General features: G+C 70.5%; 15 protein-coding genes and 4 tRNA genes. 10 read left to right on the top strand and 9 right to left on the bottom strand.

Annotated features, from left to right (window positions below):
• Positions 1-107 precede the first annotated feature (107 nt).
• From AB0C33_RS37975 to AB0C33_RS37955, 5 genes are all read left to right on the top strand, one after another.
• Positions 108-824 carry an ABC transporter ATP-binding protein gene (locus AB0C33_RS37975; protein ID WP_358296804.1) on the top strand — a complete coding sequence of 239 codons (717 nt, stop codon included), beginning with the start codon at positions 108-110 and terminating at the stop codon, positions 822-824.
• The gene (locus AB0C33_RS37970) at positions 821-1,546 is read left to right on the top strand and encodes an ABC transporter permease (protein ID WP_358296802.1); all 726 of its coding nucleotides are present in this window, start codon (positions 821-823) and stop codon (positions 1,544-1,546) included. The genes AB0C33_RS37975 and AB0C33_RS37970 overlap by 4 nt, the downstream gene beginning before the upstream one ends.
• On the top strand, positions 1,543-2,739 hold the full coding sequence (locus AB0C33_RS37965; protein WP_358296799.1) for a sensor histidine kinase: 1,197 nt from the start codon (positions 1,543-1,545) through the stop codon (positions 2,737-2,739). Before AB0C33_RS37970 ends, AB0C33_RS37965 begins: the two co-directional genes overlap by 4 nt.
• A gap of 4 nt (positions 2,740-2,743) precedes the next feature.
• Positions 2,744-3,370: a response regulator transcription factor gene (locus AB0C33_RS37960; RefSeq protein WP_352360982.1), complete on the top strand. Its 627-nt coding sequence runs from the start codon at positions 2,744-2,746 to the stop codon at positions 3,368-3,370.
• Positions 3,371-3,547: 177 nt separating this feature from the next.
• Positions 3,548-5,590 (top strand): cellulose binding domain-containing protein, encoded by a 2,043-nt coding sequence (locus AB0C33_RS37955; RefSeq protein ID WP_358296796.1) that lies wholly within the window; start codon positions 3,548-3,550, stop codon positions 5,588-5,590.
• 129 nt (positions 5,591-5,719) lie between these two features.
• On the opposite strand, the gene AB0C33_RS37950 is transcribed toward AB0C33_RS37955, so the two are convergent.
• Both AB0C33_RS37950 and AB0C33_RS37945 read right to left on the bottom strand, forming a co-directional pair.
• Entirely contained in the window at positions 5,720-7,717 is a 1,998-nt protein-coding gene (locus AB0C33_RS37950) for a protein kinase (protein WP_358296793.1), read from the bottom strand.
• 435 nt (positions 7,718-8,152) lie between these two features.
• Positions 8,153-9,136, bottom strand: coding sequence for a DUF5937 family protein (locus AB0C33_RS37945; protein WP_358296790.1), 984 nt, complete (start codon positions 9,134-9,136; stop codon positions 8,153-8,155).
• A gap of 135 nt (positions 9,137-9,271) precedes the next feature.
• On the opposite strand from AB0C33_RS37945, the gene AB0C33_RS37940 reads away from it, so the two are divergent.
• Complete coding sequence (locus tag AB0C33_RS37940) at positions 9,272-10,126, top strand: isocitrate lyase/phosphoenolpyruvate mutase family protein (protein ID WP_358296787.1); 855 nt, start codon at positions 9,272-9,274, stop codon at positions 10,124-10,126.
• 69 nt (positions 10,127-10,195) lie between these two features.
• On the opposite strand, the gene AB0C33_RS37935 is transcribed toward AB0C33_RS37940, so the two are convergent.
• The 5 genes from AB0C33_RS37935 to AB0C33_RS37915 form a co-directional block, all read right to left on the bottom strand.
• Complete coding sequence (locus AB0C33_RS37935; RefSeq protein WP_358296784.1) at positions 10,196-11,065, bottom strand: hypothetical protein; 870 nt, start codon at positions 11,063-11,065, stop codon at positions 10,196-10,198.
• A gap of 130 nt (positions 11,066-11,195) precedes the next feature.
• Positions 11,196-11,272, bottom strand: a tRNA-Phe gene (locus AB0C33_RS37930).
• A gap of 5 nt (positions 11,273-11,277) precedes the next feature.
• A tRNA-Asp gene (locus tag AB0C33_RS37925) sits at positions 11,278-11,352 on the bottom strand.
• 100 nt (positions 11,353-11,452) lie between these two features.
• A tRNA-Glu gene (locus AB0C33_RS37920) sits at positions 11,453-11,525 on the bottom strand.
• The gene (locus AB0C33_RS37915; RefSeq protein ID WP_358296781.1) at positions 11,526-13,031 is read right to left on the bottom strand and encodes a metallophosphoesterase; all 1,506 of its coding nucleotides are present in this window, start codon (positions 13,029-13,031) and stop codon (positions 11,526-11,528) included. It abuts the tRNA gene before it with no gap.
• Between the two features lie 96 nt (positions 13,032-13,127).
• Here AB0C33_RS37915 and AB0C33_RS37910 point away from each other — a divergent pair, with 96 nt between their 5' ends.
• Positions 13,128-13,469: a metallopeptidase family protein gene (locus AB0C33_RS37910; RefSeq protein WP_358296778.1), complete on the top strand. Its 342-nt coding sequence runs from the start codon at positions 13,128-13,130 to the stop codon at positions 13,467-13,469.
• A gap of 109 nt (positions 13,470-13,578) precedes the next feature.
• A complete protein-coding gene (locus tag AB0C33_RS37905) occupies positions 13,579-14,865 on the top strand; it encodes an MFS transporter (protein ID WP_358296775.1) in 1,287 nt (428 codons plus the stop codon).
• Here the strand turns inward: AB0C33_RS37905 and AB0C33_RS37900 are convergent, their stop codons facing one another.
• On the bottom strand, positions 14,866-15,162 hold the full coding sequence (locus tag AB0C33_RS37900) for a PspC domain-containing protein (RefSeq protein WP_358296772.1): 297 nt from the start codon (positions 15,160-15,162) through the stop codon (positions 14,866-14,868).
• Positions 15,163-15,253: 91 nt separating this feature from the next.
• Between AB0C33_RS37900 and AB0C33_RS37895 the strand changes: the two genes are divergently transcribed.
• Together AB0C33_RS37895 and AB0C33_RS37890 are read left to right on the top strand one after the other, a co-directional pair.
• On the top strand, positions 15,254-16,408 hold the full coding sequence (locus tag AB0C33_RS37895) for an acyl-CoA dehydrogenase family protein (RefSeq protein WP_358296770.1): 1,155 nt from the start codon (positions 15,254-15,256) through the stop codon (positions 16,406-16,408).
• A 49-nt stretch (positions 16,409-16,457) separates the two neighbouring features.
• Positions 16,458-16,533, top strand: a tRNA-Lys gene (locus tag AB0C33_RS37890).
• An 884-nt stretch (positions 16,534-17,417) separates the two neighbouring features.
• Here the strand turns inward: AB0C33_RS37890 and AB0C33_RS37885 are convergent.
• The gene (locus AB0C33_RS37885) at positions 17,418-17,948 is read right to left on the bottom strand and encodes a transposase (protein ID WP_358296813.1); all 531 of its coding nucleotides are present in this window, start codon (positions 17,946-17,948) and stop codon (positions 17,418-17,420) included.
• Positions 17,949-18,520: the final 572 nt, after the last annotated feature.

The following is an 18,520-nucleotide window of genomic DNA, read 5'->3' as shown; positions in this document are numbered from 1 at the left end:
TTTGAACACAAATAACTTTTAATCTGCCCCCCCCGGGGGGGGGGGCCCCCCCCACACCCCGTTTGGGGGGGGGGGGGGCCACGCCGCTCCCGCGTGATCCTCGGATCATGACAGTCATCGAGATCGACGACCTGCGCAAGAGCTACCGGCACACCCGGGCCCTCGACGGCCTCTCCCTGACCGTGGAACGCGGCGAGATCTTCGGGCTCGCCGGGCCCAACGGCGCCGGGAAGACGACGGTCGTGGAGTGCGTGTCCGGGCTGCGGCGTCCCGACGGCGGCAGCGTGCGCGTGCTGGGCCTCGACCCGCAGGGCGACCGGCGCGCGCTGCTCCAGCGCGTCGGCGCCCAGTTGCAGGAGGCCGCACTGCCCGACGGCATCAAGGTCGGCGAGGCCCTGCGGCTCTACGCCTCCCTGTACGACCACCCGGCCGACTGGCGGGCCATCATGGACGAATGGGGCCTGACCGACAGGAAGGACGCCCGCTTCGGCGGCCTGTCCGGCGGCTGGAAGCAGCGCCTGTTCATCGCGCTGGCCCTGGTCGGCGACCCCGAGGTGGTCCTGCTCGACGAGCTGACCACCGGCCTCGACCCCGACGCCCGCCGCACCACCTGGGGGCTGATCCGGGCCATGCGCGACCGCGGGATCACCGTCGTCCTGGTCACCCACTTCATGGACGAGGCCGAGGCGCTGTGCGACCGGATCGCCGTCGTCGACCGCGGCCGGGTCGTGGCCGAGGGCAGCCCGCGCGAGCTGATCGGCCGGACGCGGGCCGCCTCCCTGGAGGACGCCTACTTCACGCTGACCGGGAGGGCCGAGACATGAAGGGCTTCACGAGAGTGGTCGCCGTCGAGCTCAGGCTGGGGTTGCGCGACCCGATGTCGGCGTACTTCGCGCTGGGCTTCCCGCTGGTCATGCTCTGGGTCAAGCTGCGCGGCGGCGACCGGCCGCTGCCCGGCGGCGAGCGGCTGGTCGACGCCACCGTGCCGATGCTGACCGTCTTCGTCGTGGGGCTGGCCGCCCTGGTCGTCCTGCCGGCCACGCTGGCCCAGTACCGGGAGCGCCGGGTGCTCAAGCGGCTGCGGGCCACGCCCGCCACGCCGTTCATGCTGTGCGGCGCCCAGTGGGCCGCGCACATGCTGCTGGCGGTGCTCGGCAGCGTGCTGCTGGTCGTCCTGGGCGTGGCCGGCTACGGGCTGAGCGCGCCCGCCAGCCTGCCCGGCGTGCTGCTGGCCTGGCTGCTCGGCGCGCTCAGCCTCGGCGCCGTCGGGCTGCTCCTCGGCGCGCTGGCCCCCAGCGGGCGGGCGGCGACGGTGATCGGGCTCGCCCTGTTCTTCCCGATGGTGTTCCTGTCCGGCGCGGTGATCCCGCGCGAGACCATGTCGGGGTCGATGCGGGCGATCGGGGACCTGACGCCCATGGCGCCCGCCGTCCAGGCGATCCGGGACGGCTGGTCGGCCGGCGCGCTCCCGCCGCTCGCCCTCGGGATCATGGTGGCGGTCAGCGCCGTCGCGGGCGGCCTCGCGGTGAAGGCCCTGCGGTGGTGAGCCGGTGGGAGCGGACCACGGCGGCCCTGCCGTACCTGCTGGTGCTGCTTCCCGCGCTGTTCTCGCTGCTGCGGGTGTGGCGGGTCGAGGTGCTGGCCCTGGCGCTGTTCGCGGCGGCCTGGCACTGGTTCGTGGTGGCCTGCCGTCCCGCCTGGACCGCGCGGGCGTGGGTGGTGGCCGGGTACTTCGTGGTGCTGCTGGCGGTGGTGGCGGCGCTGGTGCGGATCGACCCGGTCTTCACCGTGACCGGGGTGGGGGTGTTCGTCCAGTGCTTCGCGCTGCTGCCGGGGTTGTGGGCGTACGCCGGGGTCGTGGTGACGGTCGGGACGCTGGTCGCCGCCCGTCCGCCGGCCGGTCGCACCCCGGTCGAGCTGCTGGCCTCCTTCGTGGTCGGGGTGCTGGTCGCGTCCATGACCGGGCTGGTCTTCCAGACCGTCTCCGAGCAGAACGCGCAGCTCAAGGAGAAGAGCGCCAGGCTGGCCGCGCTCGCCGAGGAGAACGCCGACCTCCAGGCCCGGCTCCTGGTCCAGGCCCGCGAGGCGGGCGTGCTGGGCGAGCGGCAACGGCTGGCCAGGGAGATCCACGACACCGTGGCCCAGGGGCTGACCGGCATTCTCACCCAGCTGGAGGCCGCCGACGAGGCCGCCGGAGCGACGCCGGCGGTGCGCGCGCGGCTGGCGACCGTACGAGAGCTGGCCAGGGAGAGCCTGACCGAGGCCCGCCGCTCGGTCCAGGCGCTGCGCCCGGCGCCGCTGGCGACGGCGGCGCAGCTCGGGACCGCCCTGTCGGAGGTGGCGGCGGCCTGGTCGCGGGCCTGCGAGGTGCCTGCTTCGGTGTCGGTCACCGGCGACGCCCGGCCGCTGCACACCGAGGTGGAGAGCACGTTGCTGCGGGTGGCCCAGGAGGCGCTGGCCAACGTGGGCAAGCACGCGCGGGCCTCCCGGGTGGGGATCACGCTGTCGTACATGGAGGACGTGGTGGCGCTCGACGTCCGCGACGACGGGTCCGGCTTCACCCCGGGGTCCGGCCTCACCCCGGGGTCCGGCGGCGGCTCGGGCGGCGGGTTCGGGCTGGTGGCGATGCGGCAGCGGGTCGCCCGCCTGGCCGGCAGCCTCGCCGTCGAGAGCGCCCCTGGCCAGGGCACGGCGATCTCCGCTACCGTTCCGGCCATCCCCGCCGACCCGGGAACGTGAGCCCATGCCGGTACGCCTGATCATCGTCGACGACCACCCCGTGGTCCGCGACGGGCTGCGCGGCATCTTCGAGACCGACGGCTTCGAGGTGGTCGGCGAGGCGGCCGACGGCGCCGAGGCGCTCGCGGTGGCCCTGCGCACCGCCCCCGACGTCGTGCTCCTCGACCTGCGCATGCCGGGGCCGAGCGGCGCCGAGCTCATCCGCCGGCTGCGCGAGCAGTGCCCCGGCACGCACGTGCTGGTGCTGACCACCTTCGGCGACGACGCCGACGTGGTGCCCGCGATCGAACAGGGCGCCACCGGCTACCTGCTCAAGGACACGCCGCGCGCCGAGCTGCGCCGGGCCGTGCTGGCCGCGGCCCGCGGCGAGAGCGTGCTGTCGCCGGCCGTGGCCGGGGTGCTGACGCGGCACGCGCACCCCCCGGAGCAGCGCGCGCTGAGCCCGCGGGAGCTCGAAGTGCTCGGCCTCATCGCCCGCGGCGCGACCAACCGCGAGGTGGCCAGGAAGTTGTTCGTCACCGAGGCCACCGTGAAGACCCACCTGCTGCACGTCTTCGCCAAGCTGGAGGTCAAGGACCGGGCGGCGGCCGTCGCGGCGGCCTACGACAGGGGCCTGCTCAAGCCCGCCTGACCGGCCGGGTCCTGCTCAAGCCTCCCCCTGACCGGCCGGGTCCTGCTCAAGCCCGCCTGACCGCCGTGAAAGTTTCAGCGCCGATTGACGGGCCGGACCCCACGTCGCATGATCATGCTTGCCTCCTGGTCAGGAGGGGGCGTCGAGCCATACCGCTACCCACGGCGAGGTACCCCGATGCCTGGCAAGATCCTGCCCAGGGCCGCGACCGCGGCCCTCCTGACCCTCACCACGCTGATCGCTCCCCCGGCGCGCGCCGACGACGTCACCCCCGTCACGGTGACCGTCAACGCCCGCGCCGCCCTGGCCACCGCCCCCGAGACCGGCATCGGTTCCAACCATGCCATCTGGGACGCGAACCTCGGCACCGACCAGACCGCCGACCTCCTCAAGGACGCCGGCGTCAAGCTGCTGCGCTACCCCGGCGGCTCCTACTCCGACATCTACCACTGGGCCGACCACACCGCCCCCGGCGGGTACGTCGCCCCGAACACCGACTTCGACACCTTCATGCGCGGCGTACGGCGCACCGGCGCGCAGGCCATGGTGACCGCCAACTACGGCACCGGCACCGCCGAGGAGGCCGCCGCCTGGGTCCGGCACGCCAACGTCACCAAGGGCTACGGCGTCAAGTACTGGGAGATCGGCAACGAGAACTACGGCAACGGCCACTACGGCAGCGCCTGGGAGGCCGACGACCACGCCGACAAGAGCCCGGCCGAGTACGCCCGCCACGTCGTCGCCTACGCCGACGCCATGAAGGCGGCCGACCCGACGATCAAGATCGGCGCGGTGCTGACCACCCCCGCCAACTGGCCCGACGCCATCACCGCCGAGGGCGACGACGGGAGCTGGAACAAGGTCGTCCTGTCCCTCGCCGGACCGAAGATCGACTTCGTGATCCTGCACTGGTACCCCGGCGCCCTGGACAAGGCCGGTCAGGTCCCTGACATGATCCGGCTCACCCGGCAGCAGCTCGCCGCGTACGCCGGGCCCGGCTCGGACCGGATCGGCATCGCGATGACCGAGTTCAACACCGGCTCCAGCAGCAACGGCACCAACACCCAGCCCGGCGCCCTGGCCGCCGCCGACGCCTACGCGAGCCTGCTGGCGAACGGCGTGTTCACCGTCGACTGGTGGAACGTGCACAACGGCATCGGCAACGTCACCGAGGTCGAGGGGCACACCGACTACGGCGACTTCGGGCTGCTGTCCAGCGGGGTCTGCAACTCCTCCGGGGTCTGCGAGCCGCCGCTGAACACGCCGTTCGCGCCGTACCACGCGTTGCGGATGGTCAGCGTGTTCGCGCGGGCCGGTGACCAGTTCGTCACGGCGGCTACCGACCAGCCGAAGGTCAGCGCGCACGCCGTCCGGCGGCCGAACGGCGACCTGGCGGTCATGCTGATCAACAGCTCGCCGGACACGTCATACCCGGTCGCCGTGGACTACGCGGGCTTCACGCCGGCCGCGGGCGCGCCCACCGTGCTGACCCACGTCAACGGCGCGACCGCCATCACCACCGCGACCACCGGCACCGCCACCAGCCAGACACTGCCGCCGCTCTCGCTGACCACCGTCGTCGTGCGTCCCGCCGCGCTTCAGGCCGGCCTGCCCGGCGCGCCCGGCCGTCCGGCGGCCTCGAACGTCACCGACCGGACCGCCGTCGTCTCCTGGCCCGCCGCCGCCCCCGGCGCCCGCCCGATCGTCAAGTACGAGCTCCACCGCCAGAACGGCGCCGTCAGCGAGCAGCTCGGCGAGACCGCCGGCACCTCCTACACGGTCGGCAACCTCAAGCCCGGCACCACCTACACGGTCAACGTGATCGCCCGCGACAGCGGCGGCGGCGTCTCCTGGGCCTCACCGCCCCTGACCTTCACCACCGGCACCCCGGCGACCAGCTCCTGCGCCGTCCGATTCACCGACCAGACCGACTGGGCCAGCGGCTACGTCGGCGCCGTCGAGATCACCAACAACGGCGCCCCGGTCAACGGCTGGACCCTGAGCTTCACCTGGCCGAGGCCCTGGCAGAGCCTCGGCAGCGGCTGGAGCGCCACCTGGACCCAGACGGGATCGAACGTCAAGGCCGTCAGCGAGCCCGGCAACGCCTCCCTGGCCACGGGCGCCTCGACCACGATCGGGTTCGTCGGCGACTACGCCGGCCCGAACCTCCTGCCCGCCGTCTTCACCCTCAACGGAACCGTCTGCACCACCAGACAGTGACCCGGCCTGCCGCGCCCGGCCCCTGATCACGGACGCGTGAGCGGGGCCGGGTGCGCCGGGAAGAGCTTCAGGTCCGGCTTGGTTGTCACCACAACATCCAGGGGCTCTCCGCGCCCTGCGGCTTGGTTGTCACCACAACATCCAGGGGCTCTCCGCGCCGCCGCCGAACGCCGCCGTCCCCGTCCGACGCCAGCGCTGCCGCACGTCGTGCTTGGCCTGGATGGCCGGCGCGGTGGTGGTGAACGGCCCGCAGGTGGCGACCTCGCCGTCGTTCCGCGGGGACACCCCGGAGCAGGTGAAGGGCTGGGAGACGTTACGGTCCGCGTCGGTGTTGTAGAGCTGGACGTGCACGTCCGAGCGGACCGAGCTCGCCCCTCGGATGCGTCCCATCAGATAGAAGACGTCGCCCACCATGGCCATGCACGGCGACATCTCCACGCCCGAACCGTCGCCCGCGGTGATCCACGAGCGGCATTTCCAGTCCGGCTGGGAGTTGCGCGGCGGGGCGTCGTCACCGTCGCTCTCGGGGTCCACGGTGTGCGGGGCCTCCGTCTTCCGGCCGGCCGACGTCCGGCGGGGGTCGGCGGTACCCGTGGGGTCCGTCGTCGCGCCCGGCGTCCGTTTCGGGACGGCCGTGCCCGGCGTGCGGACCGGCTCCTTCGGCGTCTTCTTCGCCGACGACTTGAGCGGTTCGTCCGCGGTGCCGGACGTCTCCTCGTCCGCCTCCGACGGGACGGGGCTCTCCTTCGCCGTCCCGGACTCGACGGAAGTCGGTGTGCCAGCCACGTCGGCCGACCTGGACGCCGAGAGCCCGGACGCGTCGTTCACGGCCCCCGCACCCGGCGTCCGCCATGGGGCCATGACGGCCACGGCCGCCGCGGTCAGCGCCACCGCCGTCGTGGTGCTCGCGATGACGACCAGCCGCCGGCGGGACCGTCCGGGCGGCCGCGCAGCCGCCGGGCCCGCCTGGGCGGCGGCGGCCCGCCCGGCGGAAGCAACCATGCCGGACTGGGCGGCGCCCCGCCCGGCGGAAGGAACCGTGCCGTCCCCACCGCCGACGCCCGAGGCCACCCCGCCCCCTGCGACATCCCCAGAGGCCGCCCGCGGACCAGGACCCCGAACGGGCTCACCGGACGGCCCAGCGGCGGCGGCGGCCGATGAGGACCCGGGCGGCGGCCCCGGCACCGACCCCGAGAGCGGCCCAGGCACCGACCCTGGGAGCGGCCCAGACGGCGGTCCCGGGATCGGCTCTGACGTCGCGGACGGGGCGTCGGCCCTGCCCACTCGCGGCAAGGCGGCCAGCCCCGCCACCACCGGCGCCGCCTCCCGCAGCGCCACCGCCACCTGCCCGGCCCCCGGACGCGTCGCCGGATCCTTCGCCGTGCAGGCCGCGATCACCGACCACAGGACGTCGGGCATCCCGGGCAACCGCCGCGGCATGGCCATCGCATGCTGCCGGAGCAGGGCCATCGGATGCTCGCCCACGAACGGCGGACGCCCGGCCAGCAGCTCGTAGAGGATCAGCCCGGCCGCGTAGACGTCCACCGCCGGCGTGGGGGTGCCGCCGTCGGCCACCTCGGGCGACAGGTACGTGGGCGTGCCGATGATCGAGGTGGTCTGCGTCAGCCCCGGCCCGAGGACGATCCGGGCGACCCCGAAGTCCGTCAGCCGCACCTGCCCCGTAGGCCCGTCGATCAGGACGTTCCCCGGCTTGACGTCCCGGTGGACGACGCCCGTCGCGTGCGCCGCCGCCAGCGCCTCGGCGACCTGGGCCATCAGCTCGGCGGCCATGGCCGGCGGGAGCGTGCCGTGCTGCTGCAGCAGGCCGCGCAGATCCCCGCCCTCGACGAGGTCCATCACCAGCGCGAGCCGCTCCCCCTCGATGACGAAGTCGCGCATCGTGACGATGTGGGGATGGCGAAGGGTGCGCAGCACATTGCGCTCCTGCACGAACCGCAGCACCAGGTCCTGGTCACCGGCGAGGTTGCTGCGCAACAGCTTGACCGCCACGATCTCGCCGGTCTCCCGGTGCCGCGCCCGCCAGACGGTCCCCATCGCCCCGGCGCCGATCTCGTCGAGCAGCACGTACCGGCTGCCCAGGAACGCCTCGGCCCCACCCTCGTCCATCGCCCGCCTTCCCCCCGAACAGTGGGGATCACAATAGTCAGGATGATCGAGACAAAAAAGATCAGCGCCGCCGCGGCCGCACCGCACGCCCCCGCCTGACCAGGCCCGGCCCGGCCCGCACCCAGCACCGCACCCGGACCGCACTCAGCACCGCACCCGGCCCCGCCCGGCCCGCGCACTCAGCACCGTCCCCAGCCGCGCACCCAGCACCGGGCCCAGCCGCGCGAACGCGTTCGACCAGCCGCAGCCGCAGCCGCACAGGGCCAGAACGCCCCCACAGCCCAGCAGCGAGCATACGACCCGAACACGCCCCCGTCCGGCCTGTCACCCAAACCACCCGCCGATCAACCGCAACCGCGCCAATGCAGCGAACAGCCGCAGATGCGGCGACCAGCCGCCCCACCCCCACCAGAGCCCCCTCACAAGGCCCGCGATTCACACCTGAGCCGTGAGCAGGGCGTCCGCGAGGCCCGTGCGGGCGTAGAACACCCTGCGGCCCGCCCGATGTGTGCTGGTCAGCCCGGCGGCCCGCAGCGCGGTGAGATGCTGCGACACCCCCGCCGCGGACATCCCCGACCGCTCGGCGAGCTCGGTGGTCGAGGCCGGCGAGTCGAGCTCGGCCAGGATCAACGCCCGGGAACGGCCGATCACCGCGGCGAGCGCGTCCATGGGCGCATGCCTGCGCGACTCCCACAACGCGCCGATGCCACGCGCCGGGTAGGCGAGCTGAGGCGGCTCGGACGCGACGGACCGCGTCAGCACCCGCGGCCACGCGAAGACCGACGGCACGAGAAGCAGCCCCGCACCGGTCTCGATCCTGGTGATCGCACAGTGCCGTTGTGCCAGCTGAAGGCCGCCGCTGTCCCAGCGCACGGTGTGGTGGAGCTGGTCCAGCGTGCGCGCCGTGCCGTGCTCGGCCACCTGGCGGCCCCGGTGGAAGACGTCCGCGTCCAGCACCGACCGGATGCGCGCCCAATAGGGCGCGATCGCGAGCTCCCAGTAGGTCTCGATCTCCGCGACGACCTTGGGCAGATACGCCCGGGGGTTGCGGTGCAGGTTCCGCAACCGGGGCGGCAACCGGCCGTCCCGCTCGGCGGACAACAGGTCGAGGTCGCGCCGTACCTGCTCGGGGTCGGTGGCCTCGATGGCCGCCAGCTCGTCGGGCAGCTCGTGGGACGCGGTCGTCGGATTGAGGAAGTCCGGGAAATGACCGACGGGCGCCACCATGTCGGCCAGCCAGCCACGATCGAGCCCCGCCGCCGCGAGCCGGGGACCCACCTGCCCGGCCCACCCACGATGAGGATCGGGCACCGTGGCCCCGGCCAGCGCCCGGCAACTCGTGACGACCTCCCACATGGCCGAGACGGCGAACCGGGTCTCGGCCAGATCGTTCACCGAAAAGGCCAGCCGTGCCTTCATGCCGCCTCCCGCGGGTCCACGATTCGGTCAGAGCTTAATCAATGGACGCCTACCTCGCGGCCCGGCAACATCCCGGACCAGGCGCCCACCGAGCCATGGTGCCGGATTCCGAACACCCCGAAGGCGGTCACCCACATGTCTGTGGACAACTTCCCCTCCACCGATGCGGCGACGACGAAAAAAGCTGATCTGTTCAGAAAGCTCCACGCCGACTCCGTACTGATCCTCCCCAACGCCTGGGACGCCGCCAGCGCCGCCGTGATCGCCGCAGCCGGCGCCACAGCCATCGCCACGACCAGCGGCGGCGTCTCCTGGTCCCTCGGCCGCGGCGACGGCCAGCACCTCACCCGCGACGAGACGCTGCACGCCGCCCGGCGCATCGTGCACACCGTGGACCTCCCCGTGACGGTCGACATCGAGGGCGGCTACGGCCCCGCCCCCGAGGACGTCGCGCACACCGTCCGAGCCGTGGCCGGAGCGGGCGCGGTGGGCATCAACCTGGAGGACTCCCAGGCCGTCGGCGGCCCGCTGTTCGACCTCGCCGACCAGACCGCCAGACTGCACGCCGCCCGGGAGGCGGCGGCCGCAGCGGGTCTCCCCGAACTCTTCGTCAACGCCCGCACCGACGTCTTCCTCTTCGCCATCGGCCCCTCCGCCGGCCGCCTGGACGAAGTGCTCAAGCGCACGGCGGCGTACGCCGAGGCCGGCGCCGACGGCATCTTCGTCCCCGGCCTCCTCGACCTCGACGCGCTGGCCACCCTCTGCGCCGAGTCCCCGCTCCCGGTCAACGCGATGGCCGTCGCCGGCGGCCCCACCGTCGCCGAACTCACCCAGGCCGGCGTACGCCGAATCAGCCTCGGCACCGCCCTCGCCCAAACCGCCTACACCGCCGCCCGCAGAGCCGCCGAAGAACTCCTCACCACCGGCACCTACAACACCCTCACCGACTCCCTCGACTTCAACACCCTCAACACCCTCTTCCACCCTTGACCCCGCCACGCCATGCCCCGACTGGTCGACAATGCGGCACGCCGCTGGACGGCGGCCTCGGTGGCCCCGCTATCGGGTGTGCCTCCATTTGATCCGATCTCGGAGTACGCGAACGTAGTCGAATCCCTGGGCCTCCAACTGCCGCACGACCCACTGAGCAGCACGATCGTCAGGATCGAGTTCCCGCAAGTGGAATCGGAGGCTCTCGATCGCCAGCCGCTCACGGGCCTTGGCCCTCTTGGGCAAGAAGTTCTGCGGAAGGTTGTGACACAGGTTCGCGATCATGCGCATCTGCTTCAGATGCCTCAGTGCCGCATCCGTTTCTCTATCAGCCAAGGCGTGCTCGACGAGGTGGCTTCGGGCTCGGATCTCAATGAACCCACTCGCCATCAGGAGCCTTATGGCCTCCTGTGCCGAACCACGTGCCAGCCCGGCGGGCCTGTCACGTGCTGTCCGCAGGTCTTCCAGAAACGTGAAGCAGGAGCAATGCCCCGCACGTTCTTCAAGGCAATGCGGGTGCTTGCAGCTGTGGTCATGCCGATGATCACGGGACCACACATGCATGTCCCGCCTGATCCCTCTCGCGCGTCGCGCAGCCCGATACTCCTCCCACCATGACATCGTCTTGGGAAGCTGCTGGAAACGCAGGAGTGGGACCTGCTCGTGAAGCCCCCTCATGATGAGCGCACCATCGCTCATTCTCAGCAGCATGACCGCAGAGACACAGCCCTCGACGGGCGCTTCCCACGACCTGCGCGGCCAGGGGATCACATAGTGGGTCCCTCCTGGAGCAAGGTGAGCAGCCAGAATCTCGGTGGCCTGCGGTTTTGCAGCCCCTGAGGTCTCACCCAGCAACTCGATCATCGTGGCGGTGTCGACGGCGCGAACGGTGTGAAGCGCCTTGGGCAATACGGTGCCGTGATCCAGATCTTTCGCCACGGGCCAAGGAAGTAACCGCACGAGAATCAGCCTGCCATGGACTGGATCAGCAGAGGCGGCGACGTTACTGTCACAGGAACAAGAAAGCCCCGAAGCGAAAATGCTTCAGGGCTTTCTTGATGTTCAAAGCTGGTGGTCAGGGGCAGGGTCGAACTGCCGACCTTCCGCTTTTCAGGCGGACGCTCGTACCAACTGAGCTACCTGACCCAGAGCGGTCCTGACGGGACTTGAACCCGCGACCTCCACCTTGACAGGGTGGCGAGCACTCCAAACTGCTCTACAGGACCTTGCTTTTGTTGCGTTTCTTTCTGTTTGCGCTCGCTTAGCTTACCAGCTTTCCGGTGGCCTTTCGACCAGCCGGTTCGCGGTGCGCCAGGCGCTCGCAAGTGCCCCCAACGGGATTCGAACCCGTGCCGCCGCCTTGAAAGGGCGGTGTCCTAGGCCGCTAGACGATGGGGGCTCAGGATTCCCTGTCGCCTTCCGTCGGAGACCTCTGAAGCATAGGGGACGATTGCCCTTGATGCCAAAGCGGCTGACCGGCGGTCGGTGACGCGGTGCCAGTGACCGTTCCCGTTGGAGACGGGGCGTTCGTTGGCTCCGGAGAAATCATACGTTGTGGGTCGGCCTCCACGTGACGCTGGATGTACACCGACTGCTCCCCCAGGCCGCCCAGCGTGATGTCGTCCCAGGCACGCAGGCGGCGTGTCTCCCGGTCGAAGTACAGGACCGAGGCCTGTACGGGCGTGGGCTGGGCGTGTTCGAGCGCCCGCAGGCCGGCGCCGCCGGTCGAGCCCTGGACGAGCATGCGGGTGCCGGACGGCAGCATGGACGTCGACCGGTCATGCGTGTGACCGGCCAGGATCATGGGCGCGGCCCCGCTGAAGCCGCGGCCGACGACGGGGTCGTGGACGGCCACCAGGTCCGCCTTGTCCACCTTGGGCAGGTGCGAGCGGGCGAATTGTTCGAGCGCGTCCGGGTCGGAGTCGACGGCCACCGATTTGTCGGGGGTGAACCGTGGGTCGCCCAGGCCGTAGATGCGCAGGCCGGCGACCTTCTCCACCCTGTCGTCCAGGACCACGGCGTTCTTCTGCCTCTCGACGGCTCGCTGGGTGATCATCGAGTCGTGGTTGCCCCGTACGTACACGTACGGCACCCCGAGGCGGCTGATCTCGTCGACGAACTTGTTCTCCGGTTTGGTCCCGTGGTCGGAGATGTCGCCGGTGTCGATGATCATGTCGACGGCGAACTGGTCCTTGAGCGAGCGGATGACGTTCCAGGCGATGGGGTTGATGTGGATGTCCGAGACGTGCAGGACCCGGATGGAATTGGGGTCGGCGTCGTACAGCGGCAGGGTCGAGACGGTGTCGTACAGCTTCGAGACGTTCGTGACGAGCTTGGTGAGCTGCGACCGGTACGACTCGAACTTCGTCACGATCGACTCCGCGCTGCCCACCAGCGACGGCGCCGCGGCGACCAGACCCGAGTAGCGCGGCTCCACGAGCGAGCTGGGACGGAACGTGAGGGCGGCCAGCGCCCCGGTGGCCGCAAGCCCCACAGAGGCCGCCAGAAGCCCCACCAGAGCCGTCCTGGGGCGCCTGTAGACCATCAGGACGGCGATCAGCGCCCCCGCCCCGGCACAGAGCATGCTGCGGATCGCCAGGGCGCGCACACCGTCCAGGAGGTCGCTCTCGATGAGGCCCGGCAGGCGGTCGGCCAGTTTGGGGTCCTCGATGAGCGCCTTGGCGCGCTCCTGGTCGATGTTCTCCAGGGTGATGCGGAGCCTGAGCGGGGCGTCGTGGGTTCGGAAGGTCAGCGTGCCGAGGGGGCTGGCGTCGACGACCGTCTCGCCGTTCCAGGCGGGTCTGAGCGACATGCCCGTCTCGACGGGGCCGACCTGGGCGTGCACGGTGCCGCTCAGGAAGATGCCCAGCCAGGCGCCGGCGGCGGCCACCACGAGCACCGCCACGGCCCTCGTTGCGCGTGACCGAATGACTGCTTTCGACCTGTCAACGAACTTCATACAGTTTCTTGCATACCTGACTGACAGGGCAGAATGGCATGCGTGATCGAGGTTTCGCGGGAGAAGTTCGAGGAACTCGTGGCCGAGGCTTTGGACACGATCCCCGCCGAGCTCGCCCGCGTCATGAGCAACGTCGTCGTCACGGTCGTCGATGATCCGCCAGAGCCCCACCTGCTCGGCCTGTACACCGGTGTCCCCCTCACGGAGCGCGGCGACTGGTACTCAGGTGTCCTGCCCGACCGGATCGAGATCTACCGCAATCCCATATGTCAGATATGCAAGACAGAAGAGGAAGTCGTTAACGAGGTGCGCATCACCGTTGTCCATGAGGTGGGACACCATTTCGGGATCAGTGATGACAGACTTCACGAACTGGGCTGGTGACCCTTTGCAGCTCGTTGACTTCTTTGGGTTGCGCCTTGCCTCATGATCGGGCACCTTAGGTCACATAGCGAACACGGTGAGTCAGGCGCAGCGGAGTCCAATGGGGGCCATGCAGGCAGGTAGGCCGCCGGGACGGCATCGCCGTGCCGAGACAGACCAGGCCACCTACGGCGAGGTCATCGCCATCCGGGAGTTCCGGGCACTCTGGTACGGCCAGGGCCTCTCCCTCCTTGGTGACCAGCTCGCCCAGGTGGCGCTCGCCGTCCTCGTCTACTCCCGCACCGGGTCGCCCCTGGCCACCGCGGCCGTCTACGCGCTGACGTACCTTCCGTCGATCGTCGGCGGGCCGCTGCTGGCGGGGCTGGCCGACCGGTTCGCGCGCCGGGGCGTCATGATGACCTGCGACGTCGTCCGGGCGGTGCTGGTCGGCGTGATGGCGCTGCCGGTGATGCCGTTCTGGGCGTTGTGCGTGCTGGTGTTCTTCGTGGTGCTGCTCAGCGCCCCGTTCTCGGCGGCGCGCGCGGCGCTGCTGCCCGAGGTGCTCGAAGGCGACCGGTACGTCGTCGGCTCGGCGTTGCAGAACATGACGAACCAGGCCGTACAGATGCTGGGTTTCGCTGCGGGCGGAGCGATGATCGCCACCTTGGGCCCCTACCGGGCGCTCGCGCTCGACGCGGCCACGTTCCTCGCCTCGGCCCTGATCCTGGTCTCCGGGGTACGGCCGCGGCCGGCCGCCCGCCAGGACGGCGCGAAGCCGTCCATGTGGGCGATGACCAGGGCGGGAGCCCAGCTCGTCTTCGGCTCGCGCAGGCTGCGAACACTTGTCCTGTTCGCCTGGTTGTGCGGCTTCTACATCCTTCCTGAGGGCATCGCCGTGCCCTATGCCGCCGAACTCGCCACGGGGTCGTTGCCGGTGCCCGTGATCACCGGTCTGCTGATGGCCGCGATGCCCACGGGCACGGTGGTGGGCGCGTTCCTGTTCAGCAGGTTCGTGACCCCGGCGCGGCGGCTGCGGCTGATGGGGTGGATGGCCATGCTGAGCTGCGCGCCCCTGGCCGTGACGGCGCTCCGGCCGCCGCTCGCGGTGGTGCTGGCGGCGTGGGTTCTGTCGGGGATCGGTGGGGCGTACCAGCTCGCGGCGAACGCGGCCTTCGTCCAGAACGTGCCGCCGGAGCGGCGCGGCCAGGCGTTCGGGCTGGTGCAGTCGGGGCTGATGGCCGTGCAGGGGATCGGGATCCTGGTCGGCGGGTTCGCGGCGGAGAGACTCGGTCCTGAGCTGGTGGTCGCGCTCTCCGGCATCACCGGAGTGATCGCGGCGGCCGTGCTCGCCCTGATGTGGACCGAGTCCCGGGACGACCGTGATGCCCAGGAGCTGCCCGCCCAGGCGCCGGCCTGATCACTGCTGCGGCTTGTGCTCGCCGGTCCAGTCGGTGGCGTTCCGCTGCTGCTGCTGCTTGCTGATCAGGTCCTGGACGATCGAGGTGTCCCGCTCCTCGTCCGGCAGCAGGAGCCAGCCGATCGCGTACAGGCCGACGCCGACCCCGCCGAACAGGGTGGCGATGGCGAGGCCGACCCTGATCAGGTTCGCGTCGATGCCGACGTACTCACCGATGCCCGAGCAGACGCCCGCGATCATCCGGCCCTTGTTGGTGCGACGGAGCTTCTTGACGTTGTGCTCGCTGTATTCGTTCATGTCTCAAGACTGCCCCTGGGGCCGGTGTTAGCACATCAGGATTGTCCCTGGTAGAACCCTGGTAACCCCTTACGCGAGGAGAGGACCCGCCATGGACGATCTGCTGCGCCTCGACGACCGCCTCAACGGCGACCAGCGGCTGATCCGCGACACGGTCAGGTCCTTCGTCTCCGACCGCGTCCTTCCGCACGTGGGCGACTGGTTCGAGGAGGCCGTCTTCCCGGCGCGCGAGCTCGCGCCGGAGCTCGGCTCGCTCGGGCTGCTGGGCATGCACCTGGAGGGGTACGGGTGCGCCGGCACCGACGCGACCTCTTACGGCGTGGCCTGCCGCGAGCTGGAGGCGGGCGACTCGGGCCTGCGCTCGTTCGTGTCGGTGCAGGGCTCGCTGGCGATGTTCCCCATCTGGCGGTACGGCTCCGACGAGCAGAAGGAGGAATGGCTCCCGCGCATGGCGGCCGGCACGGCGATCGGCTGCTTCGGCCTGACCGAGCCGGACCACGGGTCCGACCCCGCCAACATGCGCACGTACGCCAAGCGGGACGGCTCCGACTGGGTGCTCAACGGCTCCAAGATGTGGATCACCAACGGCTCGATCGCGGACGTCGCCGTCGTGTGGGCGCAGACGGACGAGGGCGTCCGCGGCTTCGTCGTCCCCACCTCCACGCCGGGCTTCTCCGCCCCTGAGATCCACAAGAAGCTGTCCCTGAGGGCCTCGGTCACCTCGTCCCTGTACTTCGACGACGTCCGCCTGCCCGCCTCCGCCGTGCTGCCCGGCGTCACCGGCCTCAAGGGGCCGCTGTCGTGCCTGTCCGAGGCCCGCTTCGGCATCCTTTGGGGGGTCGTCGGGGCCGCCCGCGCCTGCCTGGAGTCGGCGGTCGACTACGCGAAGACCCGCGTCCAGTTCGACAAGCCGATCGGCGCGTTCCAGCTCACCCAGGAGAAACTGGCCTGGATGTACGTCGGCGCCGCCCAGGCCCAGCTCACGGCCCTGCACTTGGGCGCACTGAAGGACGAGGGACGCCTGGAGCCCCGGCAGATCAGCTTCGGCAAGCTGGCCAACGTACGGGCCGCCCTGGACATCGCCCGGCAGGCCCGTTCCATCCTGGGGGGAAACGGGATCACCCTGGAGTACCCTGTGATCAGGCACATGAACAATCTGGAATCTGTGCTGACGTACGAGGGTACCCAGGAGATTCACACACTGGTGCTGGGGGAGGCTCTGACGGGGCTGCCCGCTTACCGGTGATGGATGCGTCGCGGGCGGGGCGGTAATCTCTGTACCCTTGCTCGTGCGAGGGGCGTTAGCTCAATTGGCAGAGCTGCGGACTTTTAATCCGTAGGTTCCGGGTTCGAGCCCCGGGCGCCCTACCACTCCATACCCATCCCGACCTGCGCTTTCTCGGTTCGCACCCCTCTCCTGAGAGGCGAGAATGCCGGAGTTCGTGCTCGTCCAGTGCTCTTCGGCACGCGTCCGGCACATCGACGACCGGACAGCGGGGGCAGGAATGGCGCGCTGCCCGCTTGGCAGACCAAGTTAGGCGTGCGAGAAAATCAAGGGAACACCAAGCCAGGAGACCGGCCACATGCCTCGGGTGCCGACTTCGCCTGAAAGGCGCTTAAGGATTGATCAAGTCGCTCACCAATCGACGTAGAAGCTGCTCCTGCCTGGCCTGTGACAGGTGCGCGCTGCTCGTCTGGGGGCGGGGCGTGGAGTACGAAGGGCTTCTCACCGGACGAGGCGAGGCGGAGTGGAAGCTGCTCCCCGCACACATGCGCGGCGACTTCGACGACGCCCTGATGCTCTACGCCGGAGGCAACAACCGGACCGTGTTCATCAAGGGCGACCAGGCGATGGACTTCCACTGGATCGACGGCCCCACGAAGATCGGCACGTGGGCGCAGGTCCTGCCGGGGCTCGGCGCCCTACCCGCCGCCTACCGGACTCCCCGGCTGCCCGCCGCCGGACGTTTCTCCGGGACGGCCGACGGCGAGCGGATCGATCTGCGCATCGACCTGACGGGCGCGCTGCCGGTGATCTCCGGGGACACGTTCGACGTGGCCGACGACGCCTACGTCAACTCCTTCGTCCTGCAGGGCAACCAGGCCGTCACGCTGCCCGCCACCGTCTCCGGCACCGCGACCTTCGCCAACCCCACCCAGATGCCCAAGATCTCGGTACAGGTGGACAAGCTCGCTCCCGGCGGCACCGCCGTCCTGACCCGCAGCACGGCCGACGAGACCGGTTCCACCACCACCTACACCTGCACGTACGTCTCCCGGTTCCTGCGCACCATCGACTGGGAGGTCGACGCCATGGCCGGCACCAAACCGGCCGCCCGCGCGAGTTCTTCCTGCTTGGTCTTGGAGGTGGGCATCCGCCAGGAATCGACCCGCAGCTGATAGCGGTCGGCCCAACCGGGCACCTCCAGCACCTGTTGCACCCAGCCGGGCGCGGCCACCGCAAGCGCCTCCACTGCGGCCCGCACACATTCCCCGGCCAGCTCTACCCGGTTGACGTCCCGCACCGCAGAGATCACATCAGTGGAATCGGTACGCTGCCGGCCACCCGCCCCCAGCAGGCCTCGCTCCTGCAACGCCGCCAACAGCAGATCCAGCGGCGTCTCCTCCAAATCATGAGCGATCACCCGGGAACGGAACTCACTCAGCACACTGGCGTCAAACCCTGGGTCATCCAAGCTGAGGCCGAGCGCATACTTCCAGGTCAGATCAGTGGCGACCGCCTCGGCGGCCTGCCGGTCGGTAAGGTTGCCCACCCGCTGCAACACCGTGATCAACGCCCGGTGACCAGCCCGGCCTGCCCTCCTTGCCGAAGGCTCCTGCGAACGCCTCATCGGCGAACACCTCGCCTAATTCATCACGCACCCGAACCGGCAACGGCACCTGCCTCTTGCCCCGGTAGATCGTCCGGATCGCCGCCACGACCTCCGGCGTCGGCTCCGGCCAGGCCTGGGCTGCATCGACACGGCTCCCTCTATCCATCCCGCAGCCAGGGCGGAGGCAACGGCTGCTCCCACGAATGTGATCAAGGACAGAAGCCATCAGATCACGAACCAGCCGACACCGCGCGAGTTAACCAGCAGGGTCCTTCAGGGTCACATGGGCTCCTGTGGTGAAGTCGCGGGGTACGCGAAGTGTGTCTCTGACGGCCGCCGGATTCCCCGATGATCTCCGAGGCCGCACTGCCGATCGTCGGCGAGTGACAGCGATTCGGTCTCCTCCCGGAGGGTGAGCCTGCGGCCTGAGGGAGGACTCGTTCCGTGCCGTAGGAGGACGGCACCGCGGCCTGCAACGATCGGCCTACTTTGGGCTGGGGACGCCATCGGGAGGAGGATGCCTT

The sequence above is a fragment of the Nonomuraea sp. NPDC048881 genome (genome assembly GCF_040649795.1).
In the GTDB taxonomy this organism is placed as follows: Bacteria; Actinomycetota; Actinomycetes; order Streptosporangiales; family Streptosporangiaceae; genus Nonomuraea.
Note: the sequence above shows the minus strand (reverse complement) of the source record. Positions and strands in the feature narration are given on the sequence as shown.